This window comes from Peribacillus asahii, from assembly GCF_003570725.1.
GTDB classification, from domain to species: domain Bacteria; phylum Bacillota; class Bacilli; order Bacillales; family DSM-1321; genus Peribacillus; species Peribacillus asahii.
Genome location: NZ_QWVS01000009.1, coordinates 1 through 24,253 on the forward strand (window position 1 = coordinate 1; position 24,253 = coordinate 24,253).

28 protein-coding genes, 2 riboswitches and 1 other annotated feature are annotated in these 24,253 nt (G+C 38.6%); of the genes, 24 read left to right on the forward strand and 4 right to left on the reverse strand.

The features are described from left to right. From D1953_RS04720 to D1953_RS04735, 4 genes are all read right to left on the reverse strand, one after another. On the reverse strand, positions 1–544 hold a 544-nt coding region (locus D1953_RS04720), incomplete at its 3' end, for a type II secretion system protein (RefSeq protein WP_142920436.1). Between the two features lie 78 nt (positions 545–622). Continuing rightward, positions 623–707: riboswitch (cyclic di-GMP riboswitch) on the reverse strand. A 98-nt stretch (positions 708–805) separates the two neighbouring features. Next, positions 806–1,024, reverse strand: coding sequence for a type II secretion system F family protein (locus D1953_RS04725; RefSeq protein WP_119116013.1), 219 nt, complete (start codon positions 1,022–1,024; stop codon positions 806–808). 219 nt (positions 1,025–1,243) lie between these two features. Continuing rightward, positions 1,244–1,780: a hypothetical protein gene (locus tag D1953_RS04730; protein WP_119116014.1), complete on the reverse strand. Its 537-nt coding sequence runs from the start codon at positions 1,778–1,780 to the stop codon at positions 1,244–1,246. A gap of 12 nt (positions 1,781–1,792) precedes the next feature. Further along, positions 1,793–2,173: a type IV pilus modification PilV family protein gene (locus D1953_RS04735; RefSeq protein WP_119116015.1), complete on the reverse strand. Its 381-nt coding sequence runs from the start codon at positions 2,171–2,173 to the stop codon at positions 1,793–1,795. A 183-nt stretch (positions 2,174–2,356) separates the two neighbouring features. Here D1953_RS04735 and D1953_RS04740 point away from each other — a divergent pair, with 183 nt between their 5' ends. The 24 genes from D1953_RS04740 (at position 2,357) to D1953_RS04855 (ending at position 24,250) form a co-directional block, all read left to right on the forward strand. Then, positions 2,357–3,484 carry a PulJ/GspJ family protein gene (locus D1953_RS04740; protein WP_119116016.1) on the forward strand — a complete coding sequence of 376 codons (1,128 nt, stop codon included), beginning with the start codon at positions 2,357–2,359 and terminating at the stop codon, positions 3,482–3,484. Positions 3,485–3,544: 60 nt separating this feature from the next. After that, entirely contained in the window at positions 3,545–5,185 is a 1,641-nt protein-coding gene (locus D1953_RS04745) for a GspE/PulE family protein (RefSeq protein WP_119116017.1), read from the forward strand. An 11-nt stretch (positions 5,186–5,196) separates the two neighbouring features. Then, positions 5,197–6,237, forward strand: coding sequence for a type IV pilus twitching motility protein PilT (locus D1953_RS04750; RefSeq protein WP_119116018.1), 1,041 nt, complete (start codon positions 5,197–5,199; stop codon positions 6,235–6,237). Further along, positions 6,237–7,445, forward strand: a complete 1,209-nt coding sequence (locus D1953_RS04755; RefSeq protein ID WP_119116019.1) for a type II secretion system F family protein — start codon at positions 6,237–6,239, stop codon at positions 7,443–7,445. The genes D1953_RS04750 and D1953_RS04755 overlap by 1 nt, the downstream gene beginning before the upstream one ends. A 99-nt stretch (positions 7,446–7,544) precedes the next feature. Next, positions 7,545–7,629: riboswitch (cyclic di-GMP riboswitch) on the forward strand. 81 nt (positions 7,630–7,710) lie between these two features. Then, positions 7,711–8,163 (forward strand): type II secretion system protein, encoded by a 453-nt coding sequence (locus D1953_RS04760; RefSeq protein ID WP_119116020.1) that lies wholly within the window; start codon positions 7,711–7,713, stop codon positions 8,161–8,163. 135 nt (positions 8,164–8,298) lie between these two features. Next, positions 8,299–9,051 (forward strand): prepilin peptidase, encoded by a 753-nt coding sequence (locus D1953_RS04765; protein WP_119116047.1) that lies wholly within the window; start codon positions 8,299–8,301, stop codon positions 9,049–9,051. An 11-nt stretch (positions 9,052–9,062) separates the two neighbouring features. Next, positions 9,063–10,046, forward strand: coding sequence for a type IV pilus biogenesis protein PilM (gene pilM, locus D1953_RS04770; RefSeq protein ID WP_119116021.1), 984 nt, complete (start codon positions 9,063–9,065; stop codon positions 10,044–10,046). A gap of 8 nt (positions 10,047–10,054) precedes the next feature. Beyond that, positions 10,055–10,645, forward strand: a complete 591-nt coding sequence (locus D1953_RS04775; protein ID WP_119116022.1) for a hypothetical protein — start codon at positions 10,055–10,057, stop codon at positions 10,643–10,645. Then, positions 10,642–11,592 carry a LysM peptidoglycan-binding domain-containing protein gene (locus D1953_RS04780; RefSeq protein ID WP_119116023.1) on the forward strand — a complete coding sequence of 317 codons (951 nt, stop codon included), beginning with the start codon at positions 10,642–10,644 and terminating at the stop codon, positions 11,590–11,592. The genes D1953_RS04775 and D1953_RS04780 overlap by 4 nt, the downstream gene beginning before the upstream one ends. A gap of 94 nt (positions 11,593–11,686) precedes the next feature. Further along, the gene (locus tag D1953_RS04785; protein WP_142920437.1) at positions 11,687–12,565 is read left to right on the forward strand and encodes a hypothetical protein; all 879 of its coding nucleotides are present in this window, start codon (positions 11,687–11,689) and stop codon (positions 12,563–12,565) included. A 167-nt stretch (positions 12,566–12,732) separates the two neighbouring features. After that, entirely contained in the window at positions 12,733–13,308 is a 576-nt protein-coding gene (locus D1953_RS04790) for a Maf family protein (protein WP_119116025.1), read from the forward strand. An 83-nt stretch (positions 13,309–13,391) separates the two neighbouring features. Further along, the gene (gene radC / locus D1953_RS04795) at positions 13,392–14,066 is read left to right on the forward strand and encodes a RadC family protein (protein ID WP_119116026.1); all 675 of its coding nucleotides are present in this window, start codon (positions 13,392–13,394) and stop codon (positions 14,064–14,066) included. 147 nt (positions 14,067–14,213) lie between these two features. Beyond that, the gene (locus tag D1953_RS04800; RefSeq protein ID WP_119116027.1) at positions 14,214–15,233 is read left to right on the forward strand and encodes a rod shape-determining protein; all 1,020 of its coding nucleotides are present in this window, start codon (positions 14,214–14,216) and stop codon (positions 15,231–15,233) included. A 409-nt stretch (positions 15,234–15,642) separates the two neighbouring features. Further along, positions 15,643–16,515 carry a rod shape-determining protein MreC gene (mreC, locus tag D1953_RS04805; RefSeq protein WP_119116028.1) on the forward strand — a complete coding sequence of 291 codons (873 nt, stop codon included), beginning with the start codon at positions 15,643–15,645 and terminating at the stop codon, positions 16,513–16,515. Then, on the forward strand, positions 16,512–17,033 hold the full coding sequence (mreD, locus tag D1953_RS04810; protein ID WP_182480504.1) for a rod shape-determining protein MreD: 522 nt from the start codon (positions 16,512–16,514) through the stop codon (positions 17,031–17,033). Before mreC ends, mreD begins: the two co-directional genes overlap by 4 nt. Positions 17,034–17,115: 82 nt before the next feature. Next, positions 17,116–17,793, forward strand: coding sequence for a septum site-determining protein MinC (gene minC / locus D1953_RS04815; protein WP_119116030.1), 678 nt, complete (start codon positions 17,116–17,118; stop codon positions 17,791–17,793). Positions 17,794–17,795: 2 nt separating this feature from the next. Next, positions 17,796–18,602 carry a septum site-determining protein MinD gene (minD, locus tag D1953_RS04820; RefSeq protein WP_119116031.1) on the forward strand — a complete coding sequence of 269 codons (807 nt, stop codon included), beginning with the start codon at positions 17,796–17,798 and terminating at the stop codon, positions 18,600–18,602. Positions 18,603–18,926: 324 nt separating this feature from the next. After that, positions 18,927–19,796, forward strand: a complete 870-nt coding sequence (locus D1953_RS04825; RefSeq protein WP_245979915.1) for a M23 family metallopeptidase — start codon at positions 18,927–18,929, stop codon at positions 19,794–19,796. After that, positions 19,789–20,655, forward strand: a complete 867-nt coding sequence (locus tag D1953_RS04830; protein ID WP_119116032.1) for a site-2 protease family protein — start codon at positions 19,789–19,791, stop codon at positions 20,653–20,655. The genes D1953_RS04825 and D1953_RS04830 overlap by 8 nt, the downstream gene beginning before the upstream one ends. 40 nt (positions 20,656–20,695) lie before the next feature. After that, positions 20,696–22,177, forward strand: coding sequence for an Rne/Rng family ribonuclease (locus D1953_RS04835; protein ID WP_119116033.1), 1,482 nt, complete (start codon positions 20,696–20,698; stop codon positions 22,175–22,177). Positions 22,178–22,224: 47 nt separating this feature from the next. Continuing rightward, positions 22,225–22,304 (forward strand) — a sequence feature (ribosomal protein L21 leader region). Between the two features lie 13 nt (positions 22,305–22,317). Continuing rightward, the gene (gene rplU / locus D1953_RS04840; RefSeq protein ID WP_119116034.1) at positions 22,318–22,626 is read left to right on the forward strand and encodes a 50S ribosomal protein L21; all 309 of its coding nucleotides are present in this window, start codon (positions 22,318–22,320) and stop codon (positions 22,624–22,626) included. Positions 22,627–22,638: 12 nt separating this feature from the next. Beyond that, on the forward strand, positions 22,639–22,971 hold the full coding sequence (locus tag D1953_RS04845) for a ribosomal-processing cysteine protease Prp (protein WP_119116035.1): 333 nt from the start codon (positions 22,639–22,641) through the stop codon (positions 22,969–22,971). Between the two features lie 12 nt (positions 22,972–22,983). Beyond that, complete coding sequence (gene rpmA / locus D1953_RS04850) at positions 22,984–23,274, forward strand: 50S ribosomal protein L27 (RefSeq protein WP_119116036.1); 291 nt, start codon at positions 22,984–22,986, stop codon at positions 23,272–23,274. A gap of 433 nt (positions 23,275–23,707) precedes the next feature. Next, positions 23,708–24,250, forward strand: a complete 543-nt coding sequence (locus tag D1953_RS04855) for a Spo0B C-terminal domain-containing protein (RefSeq protein ID WP_119116037.1) — start codon at positions 23,708–23,710, stop codon at positions 24,248–24,250. The last annotated feature ends 3 nt before the right edge of the window (positions 24,251–24,253 follow it).

Sequence of the window (24,253 nt, forward strand, 5' to 3'; positions counted from 1 at the left end):
TGCTACCGCCATCGGTGCTACCGCCATCGGTGCTACCGCCATCGGTGCTGCCGCCATTGTTTCCAGAAGTTTCAGTTTCATTATTAGCTTTACTATTATCATCATTTTTCACAGATTTTCTATCAAGATTACTTGCTTTAACTGCATAAATCCCTCTTTCTTGCCCTTTTAATGTTACTTTATAAGTAACGTTTGCAGTTCCTAAACGAATAACTTCTACTAAAGCCTCGGTTTGATTGTAATAACCATCCGTATCAGGATCTTTTAGATCGCTCTCGATATATCCGTTGGTAATCAATTCTTTTAAAGTAATTATGTTGTCTTCAATAATATCTTTGTCATTCGCAGCCACTGCCAATCTCGCAGCCCCAATCAATTGCTCAGCATTCGCCACATGCGCATCCTTTTTACTATTGTCAATAATGTTTGCAATACTTGGCACTGCAATCGCTGCGATAATTCCTAAGATAACAACAACCGCTAGTAACTCAATGAGCGTCAAACCTTTTTGATTTTTGAGTAGTTTTTGTAATTTCTTTTTCATACCTTTCCCCCTTTTTTTATTTAGAAATAGTGTGTATGTAAATATTCACTAAATCTAGTAGTTTACCAGTTTTAAAGACTTAAAATTGGCGGGGTGCACTACTAGCTCCGGATCATTCAAGTGCCCACAATACGAATGATCTTTCATCGCTTCCAACTTTACCTTTTAATTTATTATATAGGCATTTATACTCAAAATCCAACACTTAATGTTAGTCTTTTCCTTACATTATGCCTATGAAAATTAATAAAATGTGTCTATTTATTGAACCGTTTCAAATATCTTAAACATTAGAAACGCAATAGCGTCGACAATTCCTCCGACAGCTCCTGCTAAAAAGACAATAGGCAACGGTTCAATTAATGATTTCACTTGATCCGCTGCATTGTCTATTTTCATATCATAAAAATCGGCTACTTTCTCAAGCATAACATTAATTGAACCAGATTGTTCCCCGACGGCAATCATTTGTGTAACCATCGGCGGGAATGCCTAGTGTTTTTCTATCGGAATGGACATCAATTCTCTCTTTTCAATTGAACCCCGTGCTTCCTCTTTATTTATCAATAATTCCATTGTAACGAAATTCAATACCACTCAATAATAGGATGGTACAATTAACGGAAAAGGGTAAAAAATAACTCCTCGGGGAAGGAGTTATAGCATATTTATTAATTTTAAAAACAAGATTTCTATGTATTAGCCATTGTTGCTATTGTCATAATCAGAGGAAGTTAGTTCTTTCATTTTTAGTTCAATGATATTCTTAGTACTTTCTATAGCATCCGTACCTAAAGAAGCGGTAACGGTGTAGGTAATTTCGATTGTGTTGTTATCGTTTTCAGCTTGCTTTATACTCTCGATGACTATTTTGAATTGTTCAGGCTTTTCCCCTAGCGTTCTGTTCAATTCTTGATTAGGTGCAAGTTTATAACTTTTTAATTCATCTTTAAAATAACATACGTATTTGTCCGGAAGACTAGTAAGATCACAGGCGGGTAAAGATTCAGAATGTAAATTGGTTGCTGCATCGGAGCTTGCTTTATCTACGGATTCCTCTACATAAGTTATTCCCATTTCTAATAATCTATTTAACTGTATTTTTTGTTCTGTTTTTTTATTTTGATTAGCACTGTTTAAAACATTGCTGATTAAAGTTAACGAAAAGATAAAAATTAATGTAATCGTTAATAATACAAGTACTAATGTATAACCTGCTTCATTTTTTTCTTTCATGTAGTTATTCTCCTAATTGTCGGAATCTAGTTCTACATATCCATATACGGTTGTTAGTTCTTTGCTGTCCTCTGAATATATGGTTATAGAAATAGGAAGTAAACCTAATGAGCTTTCTTCTCTGTTCTGAGATAAAGGTGTCATAGTTGCAAGGTAGGTTTTATTATTTAACTCAATAGACTTCTCATAACTTTTTGTTTTAAAATTACTAGTTACGTTATGAAGCTCCTTTTCAGCTAGGTTGATTGCTGTTAATGTATCTTCGGTTTTCACAGAAAAGGTCATTGAATTAGAGAAGAAAGATAAGAACACGGTTAACACAATGCCGAGAATCGTAATAGATGCTAGTACTTCTATAAGAGTGAAACCGTTATTGTTTTTAAAATTGTTCACGAATTTCTACCACCTAGTGTCTTTTTAATAAGTATATATCAAACTATAATAAAGATTAGGATAATTTTATTAAAAAGTAGTGAATAATTAACAGTCATCAAAGACTAAAGAATTAGGTGTAGTAATTAGTAAAACTATTATTAAAACTATTATTTTCATTCTATTAAAAGTGTGGTGTGATAAGTGAGGAAAAAATATATATCGCAACAATCCGGATTAACCTTGATTGAAGTATTGGCAGCACTAACTATTTCAGCATTAGTAATAGGCATAGTTTATGGTGTTTTTACTTATTCGGTTCAATCTAATAATAAAACCCAATCTCACATTAACTTAAGACAAGAAGCTAACTTAATTATTACCGAAATGAGAAAACGGCATCAAGAGGCAACAGCAAACTATGAAATATGTTATGACGAGTTACTTGCGAATGAACTACCCTCTAAACAGGGGCTTTTGTTAGAAAAGGTTTCTATTAATGGAACAACTATAAATGCAACTAAGTGCAAACAGGAAATAGATCCTTCTCAAGCTCTGCCTGTTGAATTTACCTTGATTGATCAACAAAATCGTAATCAATTTACAATAGATACGGTGATTGAAGGGAGACGAAACAGTAAACCGCTAGCTGTGGAGATAGAGGAGCCAGATCAACAACAAAGTTTTGCAGATTATTTACGAGCAACTGGGATATTTGTGTATGTGAATACTGTGGAGCTTGATGGTACAAAAAGTGAGATTGTAGGGGAAAATTCCACTGTAGTTCTAAGACAAGGTTTCCCTAAGAAAACTTCAGAATCTAGTTGGAGTATAGAGGCAAAGGATATTTATATCAAAGATAACCTTTCTATGAAGAACTTTACATTAGGAAATCCTGGTGATTCAGTTATAGTTAGTAATATATACGTTGATGGTGATGTTAAATTTGATAAAAATATAAAAGGTCCATTAATTAATGGGCATTTACAGTATACAGGCAAGTTGGAGTTGAACGAAAATTCTATTGAATCTGTTATTAGTCATTCTAATCAATGGGTTGAGACAATATCTTTTCCGTCTTTAGATAAACTTTTCCCGAAATTAGAATCCCCAATTAAAAATGTTGGCAAGGTAGTTATTGCTAGCTACGATACAGACCCTATTACTTTTAATGTAAATAAGAATGGAATTGTATTTTATCCAAATGGTACAGTGACGGTTGGAGGTCACAGTACATTTACAGGGATTATTATAGCTAATAAGCTTGTAGTAAGTGGAAATAGTAAGGTGGAGTTTGAGGCGTTGGTAGAAGATGATAAATTACCATTTTAAAAGGTTTATAGGGGAATACGATATTTTCACACATAAGTATAAAACAGGCAGGTGAACACCATGGCAAAAGAACGAAAACGTCTAGGCGATTTACTCGTTGAAGCGGGAATAATTACCGAGGAAAAACTAGAAGAAACATTACGGGAGAAGAAGAGCGGGCAGAGGCTCGGGGATGCTCTGCTTGAGCGGGGGTTGATTAGTGAGCAGCAGTTAATTGAAGTGCTGGAGTTTCAACTCGGGATTCCGCACATTAGTTTATATCGGTATCCGGTTGATGTGAGTTTGTTGAACCTTGTGTCGAAGGACTTTGCGTTTCGAAATACGCTTTTGCCAATTAAAAAAGAAGATAATCAGCTCATTGTAGCAATGAATGACCCGATGAATTATATCGCGCTCGATGATATGCGGCTGTCGACAGGATTTCAGATTTCACCAGTTATTGCAACGAAGGAAGATATTGTGTCGGCGCTTTATAAATATTACAACATGTCGGAAACGTTTGAAGATATGGAATTAGAAGGTTTGGATGATGGAGAGGATGAGGGAGCACCGGCTGTCCGGCTGATGAATCAAATTTTGGCGGCAGGGGTTCAGCTAAAGGCGAGTGATATTCATATTGATCCGCATGATACAAAAATACTCGTTCGCTACCGCGTCGATGGCATTTTACGGACAGAGAGAGTATTGTCTAAAAACATCTACAATTTACTTATTTCGCGTATTAAAATTATGGCGAATTTAAATATTACCGAGTCTCGTTTGCCGCAAGATGGACGAGTTAAGCTGGATGTCAATCTGACACCGGTTGATTTACGGATTTCTCTCTTACCAACGGTGGATGGTGAAAAGGTCGTTATTCGGATTTTGGACTTAACGAGTGTGCGCATAAACCTTTCGCAGCTCGGTTTTAATAAAGTGAATGCCCAGAAGTTTATGTCGATGATTGAACGTCCATCCGGTATGGTGTTGATTACAGGTCCAACAGGATCGGGGAAAACGTCCACTCTTTATGCGGCCTTAAATCAGCTCAATACACAGGAAGTCAATATTGTCACAATCGAAGATCCAGTTGAGTATCAGCTTCCTGGCATCAACCAAGTGCAAGTGAATCAAACGGTTGGTCTCACATTTGCAACAGGGTTGCGATCGATTCTGCGCCAGGATCCTAACATTATCATGATTGGAGAAATTCGTGATACGGAAACAGCGGATATAGCGGTTCGTGCTTCATTAACCGGTCATCTGGTTTTAAGTACTCTGCACACGAATAGTGCATTGTTAACGATTCCTCGCTTGCTTGATATGGACATTGAACCGTATTTAGTCGTTTCTTCTCTAACTGGGGTAGTAGCACAACGGTTAGTTCGGAAAGTATGCAGTCAATGTAAACAAGAATATCATCCAACAGAAATGGAAAAAACTTTATATCAAAAACGAGGAATAAAAGTCGATACATTATATAAAGGAAAAGGCTGCAATACTTGTCAAAACAGCGGCTACCGTGGAAGACTTGCGATTCATGAAGTGTTAACGATTGATGATACGATTCGTTCAATGATGATGAATAATAAATCGATTCAGGAAGTTAAACAGTATGCAATGCGCAGCGGGATGATTTTTTTACTGGACGATGGATTATTAAAAGCGAAAGCGGGACTGACAACGGTAGAAGAAGTGCTGCGAGTGACGATTCAGGAGTAGGAGGCATCAATATGAAAGAAAAACTAGATTACTTGCTAACGGCTGCATTTGAATTAGGAACATCTGATATTCATTTAACTGTTGGGGTTCCTCCAATCATGAGGCTTCATGGGGAACTCAAGCAATATGGTAAGGATGTGTTAAAGCCGGCTGATACGGAAGCAATGGCTCGAGCAATTGTTCCAGAAGGTTTATGGGAGAAGCTGAAAACGAATGGAGAACTTGATTTTTCATACAGCATTCCACAAGTATCGCGTTTTCGTGTCAATGCATATCATCAGCGGAACTGTTTAAGTCTTGCTATCCGGGTTGTACCGACAGAAGTTCCAACATTAGAAAAACTGAACATGCCGCATGTGTTACGAGACATTTCTGAAAAACCGCAAGGACTTGTGCTTGTGACAGGGCCGACAGGAAGCGGGAAATCAACGACGCTGGCGGCGATGATTAACTATATTAATAAACATTTGAAACGTCATATTATCACGTTAGAAGATCCGATTGAATATTTGCATAAACATGGTATGAGCATTATTGATCAACGGGAAGTCGGTTTTGATACGAGTAATTTTGCCAACGGTCTTCGCGCTTGTCTTCGTCAAGATCCAGACATTATTTTAGTAGGAGAAATGCGAGATTTAGAAACGATTTCGACGGCGATTACGGCAGCGGAAACCGGGCATTTAGTGTTAGGGACGTTGCATACAACCGATGCTCCGGCGACGATTGATCGAATTATTGATGTATTTCCGCCGAATCAGCAGCCGCAAGTACGCATTCAGCTTGCTTCTGTATTAGGGGCGATTATCTCGCAGCGCTTGCTTCCAACAAAAGATCGAAAAGGACGGGTAGCGGCGACAGAAATTATGATTAATAATTCCGCAATTCGTAATTTAATCCGAAATGAAAAAATTCACCAAATCCACAGTATTATGCAAACGAGTAAATCAGCTGGCATGCATACCCTTGAAATGTCGATGAAAGAGCTGATTGAAAAAGGTCGGATTGATGTACAGTCAGCTGCTCCTTACTTACAAGAGGTTACGATGTAATGGCTGTTTTTCGCTATGTAGGAAGAGATCGTACCGGCAAAAAGAAAGAAGGCAGAGTGAATGCAGAAAACCGAAAAGAAGCGGTAAGTAATCTGCGTGAAACAGGAATTGCCGTCATTCGAATTGAAGAATTAACCGGTATTTTGTATAAGGAAATCTCGTTAGGGAAGAGAAAAGTAAAAAATAAAGATTTTGTTATTTATTTGCGCCAATTTTCGACGCTATTAAAGGCTGGAATCAGCTTAGTAGAAGCAACGAAAATTCTTTCTGAGCAAACGTCTAGTAAAATATTAAAGAAAACGCTCATAGACTTGCTTCATAGTTTAGAAGCTGGGAAGCCGTATTCAGATGGTGCTGAGAAGCATCCAAACGTTTTTCCTGCTATTTTTGTCAACATGATGCGTGCCGGAGAAGCAGGCGGTAATATTGATGAGATTTTAGAAAGAATGGCTGTTTATTTTGAAAAGCAATATCAAACACGAAAAAAAGTCCAATCAGCGATGACCTATCCTGCAACTGTTGGAATGATTACCATTACGATTGTTATTTTTCTCTTATCGACTGTCGTTCCATCTTTTCAAAAGGTATTTGTTTCATCAGGAGCCGAGCTTCCGCTTATTACTAAAATTGTTATCGGCATGGGAGGATTTTTTCAATCGTTTTGGTGGCTTTTTGTTTTGTTTGTGATTGCCCTATATATCGGCATTCGTTTCATTCTTCAAAACCGTCAAACGAAGTATTATTGGGATTATGCTCTTTTAAAGATTCCGTTATTCGGTGCTATGCTTCAAAAAGCGCAAATGGCGCGTATGACCCGAACGCTTAGCTCGCTTTTTTCAAGCTCTGTACCAATTTTGCAATCGTTAACTATCGTTGAGAGAATTGTTGGGAATGAAGTAATCGCTCGCGTTGTTAAAGAGGCCAGGAGCTCGATTGAAAAAGGAGAGTCGATGTCTGTTCCAATGGAAAAGCACTGGGCCTTCCCGCCGATGGTTACACAAATGATTGCAGTCGGGGAACAATCTGGGTCAATTGATGTTATGCTTGAGAAAGTAGCGGATTTTTACGATATGGAAGTGGACAATGCAACGGATCAAGTGAAATCATTAATTGAACCAATGCTTATTGTCTTTTTAGCAGGAGCTGTTGGAGGAATTGTCGGCGCTATTGCGTTTCCGATGTTTAAGATATTTGAAACAGTTCAATAAATAGAAACATTTTATTGATCGTTATAGGCAAAATGTAATAAAATGGACAAAAATTTTCGGTTGCATTTTGGGGATAAATGCCTATATAATAAATTAAAAGGTAAAGTTGGAAGCGATGAAAGATCATTCGTATTGTGGGCACTTGAATGATCCGGAGCTAGTAGTGCACCCCGCCAATTTTAAATCTTTAAAACTGGTAAACTACTAGATTTAGTGAATATTTACATACACACTACTTCTAAAATAAAAAAAGGGGGATAAAGGTATGAAAAAGAAATTGAAAAAACTACTCAAAAACCAAAAAGGTTTGACGCTCGTTGAATTACTAGCGGTTGTCGTTATCCTGGGTATTATTGCGGCGATTGCGGTGCCAAGTATTGCGAACATCATTGATAACAGTAAGAAGGATGCGCATGTGGCAAATGCTGAGCAACTGGTAGGGGCTGCTAGGTTAGCTGTAGCTGCAAATGATACTGCAATTACTGGTGATAACTCTCTTACGATGGAAGAGTTAGTTAAAAATGGTTATCTAGAGAGCGATATTGAAGATCCAGATAAAGCTGGTAACCCTTATAGTGAAGCTACTGTTACATTAACAATTAATTCAACTACTAAGAACACAAATTATAAGGTATATCTAAAAGGTGATAAAAGAGGTATAGGCACTAGTGGATCACCTTTAGAAATATCTAAAGTTACAAGAGCTAGTGTAAAATAAGAATATTAAAAATAACTCCTTCTCAAAGGAGTTATTTTTTTACCCTTTCCCATATATCCAACTATTGAATGCTGTCAAATTTCGTTATAATAGAATTATGGATAAGTAGAGAAGAAGTAGAGGAACATGAAGATGATGATATTTATATATAGTTATTTATTAGTGCTCGGTCTTGTGCTGGGGTCGTTTTATAATGTTGTCGGGCTTCGGGTTCCGGAGGGGCAGTCCATTGTGAGGCCGCGGTCGCATTGTCCGACGTGTAAGCGAACGCTTACTGCATTAGATTTAGTTCCGGTTTTGTCTTTTGTCTTTTTAAAAGGAGCATGCCGTGGCTGTGGCAGTAAGATTTCACCATTTTATCCGATTATGGAGCTTGCAACGGGACTTTTGTTTATGCTAGCTTTCTATCAGTTTGGTTTGACAGGTGAACTGCTTGTCGCCCTGACGCTTATTTCACTGTTAGTCATTATATTTGTGTCGGATATGAAGTATATGATTATTCCTGATAAGGTGCTGTTGTTCTTTTTGCCGCTTTTCTTTCTTGAACGGTTGTTCATTCCGCTTAACCCGTGGTGGGACCCTTTAGTTGGTGCCTTTTTTGGTTTTGGTCTGTTATTGTTAATTGCGGTCATTAGCAAAGGCGGCATGGGCGGAGGCGATATTAAGCTCTTTTTTGTGATTGGACTTGCGCTTGGTTTTTCGCAAACATTGCTTACCTTTTTGATGGCCACTTTTTTAGGCGCAGTATTTGGGGTAGGCGGGATGATGCTTGGGAAGCATAAACGAAAAGAGCTCATTCCTTTTGGGCCGTTTATTGCGGTTGGGGCTCTTCTCTCTTACTTTTATGGAGAGGACATCATTGGCTGGTATTTCTCGATGTTCATGTAGGCGGTGAAAATATGAATTTTTTACGAGGCAACAGACAGTATTCTGTTCATTTTACGATTAGCGATTCGTATATTCGTTTTGTCCAAAGCGATAGGAATCGGATATTTCATACATATGGTCAAAAGTGTCTGCCGTCCGGTGTTGTCGTTGAAGGGCAGATTAAGGAGCGGGACACACTTGGAATGATTATCGATGAGATGGTGGACAATTGGAAGCTGAAAGGGAGTAAGCTGTCGTTTTGCGTCCCAAATGAGTTTGTCATTTTGCGAAAAACAGCTGTCCCGCTTGAGATTATGGAAGAGGAACTGACTGGTTATTTATACATGCAGCTAGGAGAGAGCATTCATTTGCCTTTTGAAGATCCACTAATCGTACCTGTTTTATTAAAGGAAACAGAAGAGAATAAAGAGGTGCTCTTAATTGCTTCCAAAGAATCGGTGCTGCAAGAGTTTTCTGCGCTGTTCCGAGAATCTTCATTAAAACCGGTGGTGGCTGACTTATCCATGTTAGCCGCTTATCGCACTTATTTTCATCTTGGGCTAGCGACCAATGATGAACATGTGTTGATGATTCAAATCGGTTTAAAGACGATGATTCTTTCAGTCTTTCATCAATATAAGCCTGTATTTGTCCATCATTTCCGCCCATCATTCTCAGACGATTCGTTTGAAATTTTTAAGAATAGAAGAGGGACAGAATACTATACATGTAACGCTGATGATGAAACGCTCGCAGGACAAGCGCGTGATATTATGCTGGAAATTCAGCGTTTTATCTCTTATTATCGTTTCAATTTAACAGGCGGTAAATCCGAAATTTCAAAACTATTAGTGATGGGCGACCATCCTTGTATCGAAACTTTTTATCGGAATATGAAAGAATCGTTTGAACTTGAAATGGACGTACAATCGATGCTGCAGCCGATTTTTCAAACAAAAAAAGGAACCAACATTCCTTCTGTGTATACAGAGTGTATTGGTCTTGCATTAAAGTAGGTGTCTACATGTTAGTTGATGTAAATTTATTGCAGAAAAAAGAAAAGAAAGCATCCTTTCTTCTTATTTTTATTCTCGTCGCTGTCATCGTTCTTGCAGCTGCAGGGATTTTTGCGTGGAAGATGTATCAAACGCAAGTAGCGAAAGAAAAGCAGCTGGAGACAGTGCTCTCACAATATAAAGAAGAAAAGGTATTAAAGGAACAAAGTTTATCTAAAGCCGATAGTGATAACGGAGTGGAGCAATTGAAGGCGGCGATTGCATGGGCGGAAGAAACAGATACATCGACCTCTTTCCTTTTACGACATATCACATCTTTATTGCCGGAAAGAGGGTATTTGATGAATTTTTCTTTTGCGGAAGGAAAGACGGCAGATTTGTCTATCCAATTTGATAGTTCACGAGAAGCTGCTTTTTATTTAAAAAGTTTGCAGAACTCTTCTTATATTGATGAAGCGGAATTATTAAGTATAGCTACAGAATCTATCTCCTCTGAAGAAGATACGGTAGAAGAGGAGAATGTATTGCCAAGATATATGGCGTCCTATCGTTTTGTTGTGAATGAAAAGGCGCTTCAAAAAGGGGAGGGATCTCCTTGACTTCTAAAACGTCTAAGCTTCTTTTGTTTATCTTAATAATGGTCGTTGTTATCGGGGGTGGACTTTATGTATACTTCCTCCACTTTCAGCCGCTGCAACAGAAGATGAACGAATTAGAAGCAGCTATTACAAAAGAAAAGCAGGAATTGGCTATGATAGATGAAACAGGTCAATCCTCTACGAAAAAGGAAGTAATCAATACAAGTGAGCTGCAACAAAAAATCCCTGTTGAACCTTTAACCGATCAAATTGTGTTATCTCTTGAAGAAGCAGAGGTTGCATCAGGAACGTTAATTACAAGTTTGACGTTTCAAGAAGAGGAGGAGGATGAGCAGCAAAGTTTGGAGACGGAGGATTATCTCGGTACTGAAACAGAGAAAGAGACAGAGAATACAGGTAAAAGCGAAGTGAATCTTCCGAACGGTGTGAAACAAATCCGAGCAGAGATGACGGTTACTTCTCCTTCTTATAAAGAATTAGAAACGTTTGTGAAAGAGATTGAACAGCTGCCGCGTATGGCAAAAGTGGAAAGCCTTCAATTCGCAGGTACACAGGAAGCAAGAGAACTAGTAGTTGAACCGGAGAATCTTTCTTTTCAGATTGTCGTTTCTTTCTATTATTATCCGGAATTAAAAGAACTCGTTCAGCAGTTACCAAACTATGAAGCACCGCCAGCTAGTGATAAAGAAAATCCTTTATATGAACCCAAAATAGAAATTCCACCAAAAAAGACTGAAACGGAAAAAGGAAACATCGTAAAAAAAGACAAGATCACCTACGAAGTGTTTACGTATAAAGTTCAGCCGGGCGACACACTTTTCCGCATCTCGATGCGCTATTACAATAGCCGAGCGGGAGAAGCGTTAATTAAAAAGTGGAATAATATGACGATATTAATGGCCGGAACAACCATTGAAATCCCGGTGCCGGTGGATGGAGAAAAATGACGAAAGCTATTGTGAACAAGACGACAAAAGTCTTGTTCTTTTTTTTGATCTCTATGATAGCATGGAAAAAAATGCTGTGAAGGGGGGAGAAAACGTGGACAAGTCTAATCAAGAGAATGGGTTTACGATTAAAATTAATGGTCAAGAGAAGTCATTTAAAGAACGTTCGGCATCCCCTATAGAAGAAGAGCGAACGGAAGCAGCCGCTGTCGAATCGCCAGATGAAAGTTTCGATTGGGTTCTACCAAATGAAATTATAACGGCGCCGAATCCAAAGAAAAAGGGGAAAATTCATCCTTATCCTCAGCCTCGTCGTCCGTGGAAGTTAAAGACTCCGTTTATACTAGCTATTGTAGCGATTGTTGTTGGGACAAGCCTCGGTGTTCTTGCTATTCGAACGATTACGGCAGAGCAGACTGTTACTCCACCAATAGAAGTTGAAGAAGAAACACCGGCAGTCGTACCACCAGCTGAACAAACAAGTAAAGGGGCAACGGTGCAAACTTTTTTAGTGCAGGGCGGCGTATTTAGTACAGAAGAGGCAGCGAAGGAAGTGCAGGCGACTCTTCAGGCAAAGAAACTTCCAGCCGAAGTGTTTAAGATGGAAAATGAATACTATTTATTTTTAGGCGTTGCGGAAAGTCTAGAGGCCACGAAGGAGCTCGCTCTTGAATATAAAACGCAGGATGTGGATGTATTTTGGAAAGAAATCCGTTTTAAAACGAAAATCGCAGAGGATGATGCGGCTGTAGGCGTATATTCATCACTTGCGGAACTTTCTGCAGCGAAGCTCCGCAATACTGATTCAAGTGTAGATCTGCAGCAAGTCACAAAGCAGCTCAATGGAGTGAAGTTATCAGGAAACAAGGAAGGCAAGGAGCGATTAATAGAAGCCAGTGAACTACTGCAAAAAAATCAAGCAGGCAAGGCTCAAGAGAAGCTGCTTCTATTTTTACAAACGATTGTCTCTTAAATATTATTTTTCGGGAAATATCGCAAAGGGAGCATCTTTTACTCCCTTTGCGACGGCTATTTTATATAAGTGAAAAATTGTTCTATAAAGAAATTTGTCGAGCATTCATTTATTTGGTACGATAAAATAGTATCTCCTAATCGTAAAAGAAAGGTGTTTAACTTATTATGGAATCATTGATCTTAGCTTCATCTTCCCCGCGTCGTAAAGAACTTCTACAACTTCTTCAAATTCCCTTTCAAAGTATGAATGCCAATGTGAATGAAGATTTTCCAGAACAAATGAAAGCCGATGAGGTCGTCAAGGAATTAGCTTTCCGTAAAGCGTCAGCTATTGCACGCACACATCCCGACCATTGGGTCATTGGTTCGGATACGATTGTGGTTTTAAACGATACGATATTAGGAAAGCCGCTTGACCGTAATGATGCGAAAAGAACGTTAACGGAGCTGTCAGGACAAACACATGAAGTGTATACAGGTGTGGCTATTCTATTTCAAAAAAATAGCACTGTGTTTTTAGAAAAAACGAAAGTCACTTTTTGGGAGCTGTCAGAAGAGGATATTGAACAGTATCTCGATAGCGGCGAACCTTTTGACAAAGCCGGAAGCTATGGCATTCAAGGGTATGGATCATTGTTTGTAAAGCAAATTGAAGGTGATTATTTTTCAGTAGTAGGTCTTCCTGTTTCAAGACTTGCTCGTGAACTAAAGGCGATGCAAGCAAAATGGTCTTCATGCTGAAGGCTTAGTGCTGGATTTGTTTCGGTGAGAAGTTATCACTTCGGCACGCTCCCTTTAAGTGGATAAAGGAGTGTGAATGCTTGATGTTAATGAGAGAATATCGAAAAGAAGAAAGGCCGCGCGAGAGGTTTTTACAAGATGGTCCGGAAAGTCTTTCTGATCAAGAGTTATTTGCTTTATTACTGAGAACAGGTACGAAGGAAGAGTCGGTTTTACAAATGGCTAACCGACTGCTGGATGCGTTTGAAGAATTACGGTTGCTCAAAGAAGCATCGATTGAAGAATTAACTGCTATTAAAGGAATTGGTGAAGCCAAGGCTATTCAACTGTTGGCAGCTGTAGAACTCGGCAGGCGCATCCATCGTGTCAACAGTCAAGAACGTTATGTCATTCGCTCCCCGGAAGATGGTGCGAAGTATTGTATGGAAGATATGCGTTTCTTAACACAAGAGCATTTCGTCTGCTTGTACTTGAATACGAAAAATCAAGTGCTTCATAAGCGGACTATTTTTATTGGCAGCTTAAATGCCTCGATTGTACATCCGCGAGAGATATTCAAAGAAGCCTTTCGAAGATCTGCAGCCTCTATCATTTGTCTCCATAATCATCCCTCAGGAAGCCCTGATCCAAGTAAAGAAGATATTGAAGTAACGAAAAGGCTAGTCGAGTGTGGTAAAATAATAGGGATTGACCTATTAGATCATATTATTATCGGTGAACATAAATATGTGAGTTTAAAGGAAAAAGGTTATTTATGACACTATCAAAATTTTTGTCAATAGGATATAATGTTGTTTGTGATTTTTAAAGAGGAAACTTTTTCAAAGTTAATTATTTTGGGAAGATTGACAGGCTTTCATTGACCTTATATAAGAGCATTTTTTTTACGAAAGGGAGATACGGAAATGTTTGGAATTGGTGCGCGAGATATTGGAATTGACTTAGGAACAGCAAATACGCTTGTTTATGTAAAAGGAAAAGGAATTGTAGTACGGGAGCCGTCTGTTGTTGCTGTACAAACAGATACGAAACAAATTGTCGCTGTTGGGAATGATGCGAAAAACATGATTGGACGAACTCCGGGAAATGTTGTGGCTCTTCGTCCGATGAAAGATGGTGTAATTGCGGATCATGACACGACTGCTGCAATGCTAAAATATTACATGAAGGAAGCGCAAAAAAAAGGTGTGTTTGGTAATAAACCTTATGTAATGATTTGTGTACCATCGGGGATTACGGCAGTAGAACAGCGTGCGGTTATTGATGCAGCAAGACAAGCAGGTGCACGTGATGCTTATCCGATTGAAGAACCATTTGCAGCGGCAATTGGTGCGGATTTGCCTGTTTGGGAGCCTACAGGCAGCATGGTTGTTGATATCGGTGGGGGAACGACAGAAGTTGCGATTATTTCTCTTGGGGGAATTGTAACAAGCCAATCCGTTCGTGTTGCAGGTGATGAAATGGATGAAGCGATTGTCGCGTATATTCGTAAACACTATAATTTAATGATTGGTGATCGTACATCTGAAGCGATTAAAATGGAAATCGGTTCTGCTGGCGACACAACAGGCATCCCGAACATGGAGATTCGTGGTCGTGATTTATTAACAGGGTTACCAAAAACAATTGAAATTACGGCAGAAGAAATTTCACAAGCTTTACGCGATACGGTATCAGCGATTGTAGAATCGGTCAAAAATACATTAGAAAAAACACCGCCAGAGCTTGGTGCGGATATTATGGATCGCGGAATTGTTTTAACCGGCGGTGGAGCATTATTGCGAAATTTAGATAAAGTAATTAGCGCGGAAACACAAATGCCTGTGATCATTGCAGAAAATCCATTAGACTGTGTAGCTATTGGAACAGGTAAAGCGTTAGATCATATTCATTTATTTAAAACAAAATCAAAAGATTCTCGCTAATTATATTCGTACTGTTTGGATAAAAATAAGATTAACTATCTTCGAAAGGCAAGGCTGTAACTGCACATTTCTATAAGGTCATATTCGGTTTTTTGTTACACGCTGTAGGATCAGCTATACACATGAAATGTGAACCAATGATTACAATAGGTAAATGTGTTTGATGTAGAGGAAGTCGGCTCGAAATTTTGGTGAAGAGCCGATTTTTTTATGGTATTAGGGAAACGCTGAGCCGCTTTAGGCAGTCGCCTAAAAAGGAGTTCAGCCGTGTTCCATACCCTAGGCCCTTCAAGTTGTCTAACCAGTTGATGAAGTGAAACTTCACCTTCTGGTTTTTCAGCACTTGTCGCCAATAGTCGGGCGCCTTGTGCTTTCTTAATAAACTAAAGTAAATTGAGGTGTAAACACCATGCCACAGTTTTTTAATAAAAAACTTCTTCTCTTACTGATTAGTATTATTGTTCTCGTGGCATTGATTGGGTTCTCATTAAGAGAGAGAGAAGAATTAAGTTGGCCCGAGCAGTTTTTAAAAGATACAACGGGTTGGTTTGTGAATGTATTTAATAAGCCTGTATCGGCTGTGACAGGTTTTTTTGGGGACTTAAGTGATCTTCAAAATACATATGAAGAAAATCAAAAATTAAAAGAGCGCCTTGATGAGTATGTTTTATTAAAAACACAAGTTCAGGATTTAAAAGAAGAGAATCAAGAACTGCGCAAAATTTTGAAAAAAGAAGATGATTTAAAGCAATACTCATCAATTCATGCCGCGGTTATTGGGCGTAATCCAGATCGTTGGCACGAAATCCTGACGATTAACCAAGGGAAAATAAATGGTGTCGAAAAGGATATGGCTGTTATAACGGCAACAGGTTTAATTGGAAAGGTTAAAAATGTTGGGCAATTCTCAGCTTCTGTTCAATTATTAACATCTATGGATGCAGCTAATCGAGTTTCTGCCTATATTCAAGGTGATAAAAAAGCATTTGGGTTGATTGAGGGCTTCGATGAGAAAACAAATCTGTTATTAATGAATAAGATTCCTTACAATAAAAAAATTAAAAAAGGTTCTTACGTTGTAACATCTGGTTATGGCGGCGTATTCCCTAAAGGATTGTTAATCGGAAAAGTAGTGGATGTAAAGGTGAATCAATATGGGCTGAATCAAACTGCTTATCTTGAACCATCGACCGATTTTTATGATATTAGTGATGTAATCGTTGTGAAAAGGAATGTAGCCAATCAAATAGAAGACATTCAATTGGAGGAGGAAGAAGAGTGAAGCATTTCATCCTTTCTCTGATTGCCTTGATTTTCTTTGTCTTCGATAGCATTTTTGCACAATTGTTTGCTAGTGAGTTGTTCGGCAAAGAAAATATCGTAGTTCCGCACTTTATGATGGTATTTATCTTTTTTCTAACCATTTTTGGTTCAAGAAGATATGGTATGATTTACGGAGCAGCTCTTGGACTTGCTTATGATGTTGTGTATACAGAAATTCTCGGGATTTTTATGTTTTTAATTCCTTTTTTAGCGTACTTGATGGCTAAGTGTATGAAAGTCCTGCAATCTAATTGGTTGATTGTTATTGTCGTATCGACTGTATTTATTGCGATTTCGGAAATGGTTGTTTACGAAATGAACGTAATTATGTCGTTTGCTGCATTAACCTTTGCGGAATTTGCAGAGCGGAGATTGTGGCCAACTGCATTGTTGAATTTAGTGTTTATTATCGCAAGTTATTATCCAATTCAAAAACTTATTCGAAAAATTGTGACAAAAAGTGAAATGGAGTCTTGAATTTTTCTGCTTTTGCCAAGTGAGAAAGAGGAAAAATGTTTTCTTGTGTCGAATTATATTTCATTGAGGTGAAACAAACGTCATGAATAAAAGGATTCAGCAAAATGTAATGATAAAAGGGACAAAAGACGGGTTTATGCTTCATCTCGATGATTCTTGTTCCTTTTCCGAATTGTTAAAAGAACTAGCAGCGAAGCTATCTGAGAATTATCAGTTTCAAGAAAATGATCCTGTTCTTTCTGTGAAGCTGCATACAGGTAATCGCTATTTAACTCTAGAACAAGAGAACCAAATAAAAGAGGTTATTCATAAACAGAAAAAACTAACGGTTTCAGATATTCTTTGTAATGTTGTGACAGTAGAAAAAGCAAAGCGTTGGAAAGAAGAAAATCAAGTGACGACGCTTAATAAAGTTGTTCGTTCCGGACAAATTATAGAGGTCCCGGGTGATTTATTATTGATTGGTGATGTGAATCCTGCTGGTACGGTTCGAGCAGGAGGCAGCATTTTTATTATGGGACAATTGAAGGGCATTGCTCATGCTGGTTTTTATGGGAATAATCAAGCGGTTATTGCGGCATCTATTATGACACCCGCACAATTGCGGATTGCGGACCAAATAAACGTAGCACCTGATCAGAAAAAAGTTCATGAAGTGAAATGTGCTTTCATGAATGATGATGAAGAAATTATTATAGATAAGCTACATGTACTGAGAAAATATAGACCAAATTTTAATAGATTAGAAGGGGGACTCTAATCGTGGGAGAGGCAATCGTAATTACATCTGGAAAAGGCGGCGTTGGGAAGACAACTACGTCTGCGAATTTAGGGACATCATTAGCTCTTCTAGGCAAAAAAGTTTGCTTAATTGATACAGATATTGGTCTGCGAAACTTAGATGTTATTCTGGGACTAGACAATCGTATTATTTACGATTTAGTAGATGTTGTAGAAGAGCGTTGTAAGATTCATCAAGCACTTATTAAAGATAAACACTTTGAAGATTTATTATATTTGCTTCCTGCACCGCAAACGCGTGATAAATCGGCCGTTAATGAAGAACAAATGTGTAAGCTTATTAACGATTTAAAGCCAGATTATGATTATATTATTATCGATTGTCCAGCGGGTATTGAACAAGGGTTCCGCAATGCGATTGCGGGAGCAGATAAGGCGATTATTGTGACAACTCCGGAAAGACCGGCAGTGTATGACGCGGACCGTATTATCGGGTTGTTAGAAAAAGAAGAGCATATTGAGGCACCTAAATTGATTATTAATCGTATCCGTGGTCATTTGCTTAATGAGGATGAGGAAATGGATATTAACGGTGTGACCGATTTTTTGAAAGTCGATTTACTAGGTATTATTCCTGATGATGATCAAGTCATTGTTGCGGCCAATAAAAAAGAGCCAATTGCTTATGACCCTAATAATCGAGTGTCGATTGCTTATCGAAACATAGCTCGCCGTATTTTAGGCGAGTCTATTCCGTTGACACCGATTGGTGAAGAACGAAAAGGCTTTATTGCAAAAGTGAAGAAATTTTTCGGTGCGCGTGTATAGTTTGCATGTACTCTATATACATATAAGAGGCTGTTTTGAGAGCCTCCTTTCGCATGGTAAGGGAATAATGAGGCATGACTTTATGCCGGATTTTCTATTGTGTTCATGAAGAAAGCGTGATTAAAAGGTCGAGTGCAGGACCTTTTGAATCACGCTTTTTTCTATTTATAGAATCATTGAATGGCGGCTAAGTGCCTAGCTCTTGAGGTCGCGTTCTACAGAGACGACGAAAGGTCAAAGGGCGGGCTTCACTTCCTAGGCCCATAAGCTGTTTTGGAGGCTGGCTAAAGCGTTGTCCTAAAGGCTATGTGAAAAGGTGGGCAGATGCAAAAGGATTCTTTAAGCAGCTCTGTTTTCATCACTGGTTTGCAGGTATACTCCGGACAAGTTCATCATAAGTTTGTTAAAGAAGCTTGGGATTTGCAAGGGGGAGATGGCGGAATGGATAATCGCAGAAAAAATATCCGTGATCGAATTGAAAAGCGACGGAAAATCAGTGAACGAAAGGCGGAAGGTGCTTGGAGGCATGTGGATAACCATGACGAAGATTTGTACACATATACAGCCTATGAGAGTAGTCCGGATCATCCACTGTTTAAAAAGGAATATTTTCTCTTTAAAATGTTAGCGGCTGTTTGTTTGTTTTTAATTATAGCGGTTATCTTTAAGCATCCGTCACAGCAATTGGATACAGCAAGAGATTACGTTTCTAAGACGATGGAACAAGATTTTCAATTTGCCTCGATTTCTAGCTGGTATGAATCGACGTTTGGGAAGCCAATCGCTTTTTTGCCACAGGAGAAAAAGAAAGAGAATGAAACAGAAACCGTTGATGAGTCGTATGCACTGCCTGCCACGGCTAAAATTACACAAACTTTTGAGACAAATGGAGAAGGTATTATCGTTGAAACAACGAAGGGCTCGATGGTATCAGCAATCGATGAAGGGTTTGTGACGTTTGCTGGGGTGAAGGAAGGGATTGGGAAAACGATTATTGTTCAACATGAAAATAAAAGCGAGTCATGGTATGGACAATTAGAATCGTTTGATGTGGGTTTATATGAACCGATTAAAAAAGGGCAACAAATCGGACAGGTTACAGGAAGTGAAGATGGTTCGAAAGGAACGTTTTATTTAGCAATCAAAGAAAATGGAACTTTTATTGATCCAAAACAGGTGATTTCCTTTGAATGAGTATGGAAAATTGCTGCTCAAAATCAACGTGCATCCAACGCTTTGGTTTGTTGTCGGCATTTCGGTTCTTACAGCTCATTTTAGAGAAATGATGATGCTTCTTGTGATTGTATTCGTTCATGAAATGGGGCATGCTGTTTGTGCCCAATATTTTAAATGGAGGATTAAGTCCATCCAGCTGCTGCCATTTGGTGGTACGCTCGAAACAGAGGAGTATGGAAATAAAAGTTTAAAAGAAGATATAGCGGTTGTTCTTGCAGGCCCCTTGCAGCATATTTGGTTAATTGGAGGAGCGTATATTCTCTATCTGCTCTCTTTTCTTTCTTATGACGTCTATCAGGTATTTTTTCATATGAACATTATCTTGGTCTTATTTAACTTACTTCCGATTTGGCCCTTAGATGGAGGACGCTTACTTTTTAACGGAATAGCTTTATATGTTTCCTTTCTTGAGGCGCAGAAATATACACTTTATATATCTGCTATTTTTGCCGTTTTTGCTTTTGTAACATGGGTGGTCCTTGATCCGCTTAACTTAAATGCATGGATGATTGCTTTCTTTCTTAGTATTTCCCTTTTCTTTGAATGGCGTCAGCGTTATTATGCTTTTATGCGCTTCCTACTTCAACGGCACTATGGGCATAGCAAAGACTTAATGACGTTGAAGCCGATTAAAGTGGATGTCAATGAACCCATCTATAAAGTATTAGAGCTATTTCAACGTGGATGTAAACATTCCATTATTGTGATGAAAAATGGCAAAGAAAGCGGCACATTAGATGAGACAGAGCTTTTATATGCTTATTTTTCTCAGAAAAGGACAGAAGATAAAATCGGTGACCTGTTATATTCTTATTAAGTATGGTATCCTTTCTTCAAAATAGAGAAAGGATTTTTTTATGAAAAAAATAATTGCCAACTTGTCGTCGCGTGAAAAGCGATATGCGGTGTTGGAGCAAAATGAAGTGATGAAAATAGAGAGCATGCCGCCGAATCAATTGAGTGCGGTAGGCAATATATATATGGGAAAAGTAGTGAAAGTTCTGCCCGGTATGGATGCGGTATTTGTCGATTACGGAGCAGAGCGGCACGGTTTTCTCCACCGAGACGAATTACCGGCTTTTCAGCTTGCGGATAAACCATTGAAGGGAGGAACAATCAGTCAGTATATCCGTCAAGGGGAGAAACTGCTCGTACAGGTAAAACGAGACGAGACAGGAAATAAAGGGGCTAAGTTATCAGGCTTGATTGAGCTGTCATCTCCATCTTTAGTATACATAGCGGGCTTAGATTATGTCGGTGTTTCGAAAAAGTTTCAACATGAAGACCGGCAAAAGTATTGGAGAAACCTAGCTTTTCAACATAAGAACCAAGATGAAGGACTTATTATTCGAACATCCATGGAAAATCAAACTGAGGAGTCTTTTGTGCACATACTGCGCACCCTTCGCGAACAGTATAATGAGTTACATAAGCAGGCTCGCGCTTTAAAACATCCTGGATTAGTGCTGCAAAAGGACACATTCATCGAATTATTGTTAGCTGAGATGGATAAAGGAGAGCAGGGAGAAATTATTTTGGATGATTTTAATCTGTATCAGGAGCTGTCTAAACAGGCTTCAAGCGGTAGCGGGATATGGAAAATTTCATATGAGGCAGGACCGAAAAATATTTTTTCCGAGCATCACCTTGATATTCAGTTGTCCAAGGCAATGAAGAAAATTGTTTGGCTTGAGAATGGCAGCTATTTAATTTTTGAAGAAACAGAAGCCTTCACAGTGATTGATGTAAATACGGGGAAATTTACTGGTAAGACGGAAAAAGAAGAAACGTTATTTCAAACGAATCTTTTAGCTGCAAAAGAAGCAGCAAGACAGCTTCGTCTTCGCAATATTGGCGGTATTATACTCATTGATTTTATTAATATGGACAGCCGTCAGCACCAGCAAGAAGTAATGAAGCTGATGAGACAGGAAACGGTAAAGGATGACATGCGTGTCAAAGTGGTTGGTTTTACAGAACTGGGTATTTTACAATTGACTCGAAAACGGACTTCTCCTTCCTTATACGAAAGAACAACTGTTAGCTGTACAGCTTGCGGTGGCAGCGGAAAAGTCTTGAGCCCAGAAACGGTTGCTTTTCAATTAGAACGAGAATTAATGGAGCATCGAAAAACAGATGATGAAGCGGTATGGGTCGAAGTGAATCAAGCGGTGGCGGATGTTTTATTAGGAGAAAAGGAAGTCTATCGTCCCATTTTAGAAGAAGCTATTTCGAAAAAACTGGTTCTTTCGATTATTAATACGCCATTGAATCAGTATCATATTAAACGGTTCGGGAGCTATCAGGAAATTTATAAAGCGTCTCGTTTAACGTATTGACAAATAGTTTGCTTGCATGGTAGACTTGTAACGTTATGTTTGTAGCACCCGTGCTACAACCGCTCATATCAGGTTTTAAGTTTTATGTTATATAAAACGCCTGTACATGGCGAGTCTGAGACATTCAAGGAGGTGCAGGTATGTACGCAATTATTGAAACTGGCGGTAAGCAAGTGAAAGTAGCAGCTGGTGAAGCAGTTTACATTGAAAAAGTAAACGCAGAAGCAGGCGAAACTGTTACATTTGACAAAGTTTTATTCGTAGGTGGCGAAAACGTGAAAGTTGGTGCTCCATTCGTGGAAGGCGCTACTGTAACGGCTAAAGTTGAAAAACAAGGTCGTCAAAAGAAAATCACGGTTTTCAAATACAAAGCGAAGAAAAACAATCGTAAAAAACAAGGTCATCGTCAACCATACACTAAAGTTGTAATTGAAGCAATCAACGCGTAAGGCTGATTTAAGATGATTAAAGTAACCTTTAATGCTCCCGGTGAACGAATTACTTCATTCACAATGAGTGGACATGCTGATTTTGCTAAAAAAGGTTCCGATATTGTTTGTGCTGGCGCATCCACTGTTTCATTTGGAATGGTAAATGCGATTATGTCCTTAACGGATGTAGAACCAGAGGTTGAGCTGGGCAAAGATGGCGGGTATCTTCGCTGTGTGATTCCGGAGAATCTTTCAAAAGAATCCGAAGAAAAGGTACAGCTTCTCTTAAATGCTTTGCTTATATCATTGCAAACTCTTGAACGTGATTATGGTAAATACATTAAAATTACTCTTAGCAAATAGGAGGTGGAACACATGTTAAGATTAGATCTTCAGTTCTTCGCATCGAAGAAAGGGGTAGGTTCTACAAAAAACGGTCGTGACTCACAAGCTAAGCGTTTAGGCGCTAAGCGTGCGGATGGTCAATTCGTTTCTGGTGGTTCTATCCTTTACCGTCAACGCGGAACAAAAATCTATCCAGGTGAGAACGTAGGCCGTGGTGGAGACGATACTCTATACGCAAAAGTAGACGGTGTTGTACGTTTCGAGCGTTTCGGACGTGACCGCAAAAAAGTAAGCGTATATCCAGTTGCACAAGAAGCATAATTGCATCTTTGAATTAGGATGACTCAAAAGGGTCTGATTCCTTCTACTGATAATATATATCGCGATATTGTTGGATATATATTGCTTAGATGGAATCGGCCCTTTATTTTTTATTTTCGCTTTGTTCAACAATAGTACCTTACAACAAAGCCTTAATTTTTGCTCTACCATCGTCCAAAGAATTCAAAGGAGCAAGATTTGGTTTTTTTGGACGGGGGCATTCATGTCATTTATGAACGAGTATTCATGACCAGACTTGTGCATTTTTGATATACTGGTAAATAGCAGCATGATAGAGCTTGAAGAGAAGTTTTTGTCCGGAATTAATGGGAGTGAGTGCTCTGTTAGAAGCAAGCTTTATGAAAGTTCCATTAATTCAACTGATACTCTAAGGAGTGAAATTTCATATTACCATACATTGAAGGTGTTAATAATGGATAAAAGTTGGACAACTGTCGAAGTACTTCGACAAACGCGGCATGATTGGTTAAATAAAATCCAAATTATTAAAGGCAATTTGGAATTAAATAAGATTGATCGTGTAAAAGGGTTTATTGAAGAAATTATTATTGAAACGCAGCAAGAAGCTCGGCTCTCTAGTTTAAATATGCCGAAATTTAGTGAATTGCTAATGACGGCAAATTGGGGAAATTGGGCGTTCCATTTTGAATATGAAATCGTAGATGTTTTTGAAGCATCTGAATCCATGGATGAATTGATGTATCAATGGACGAGAAGCTACTTTCAGTTATTAGGAGAACAGTTAAATCCGTTTACTGAAAATATGCTTACGATAGAGATTTCTAAAAAAGAAAGCAGAAATATGTGTTGTTCTTTTCATTTACAAGGCAAGCTAAAAGAGCAGGACACTGTGACAAAATTTCTGACTAATTCACTAACAGAGCAGCAAACAGTTAATGTGCAATCGTTGAGTGAAGAGGATCTTTTTTTCACAATGGACGTGAGGTTTGAATAAGAA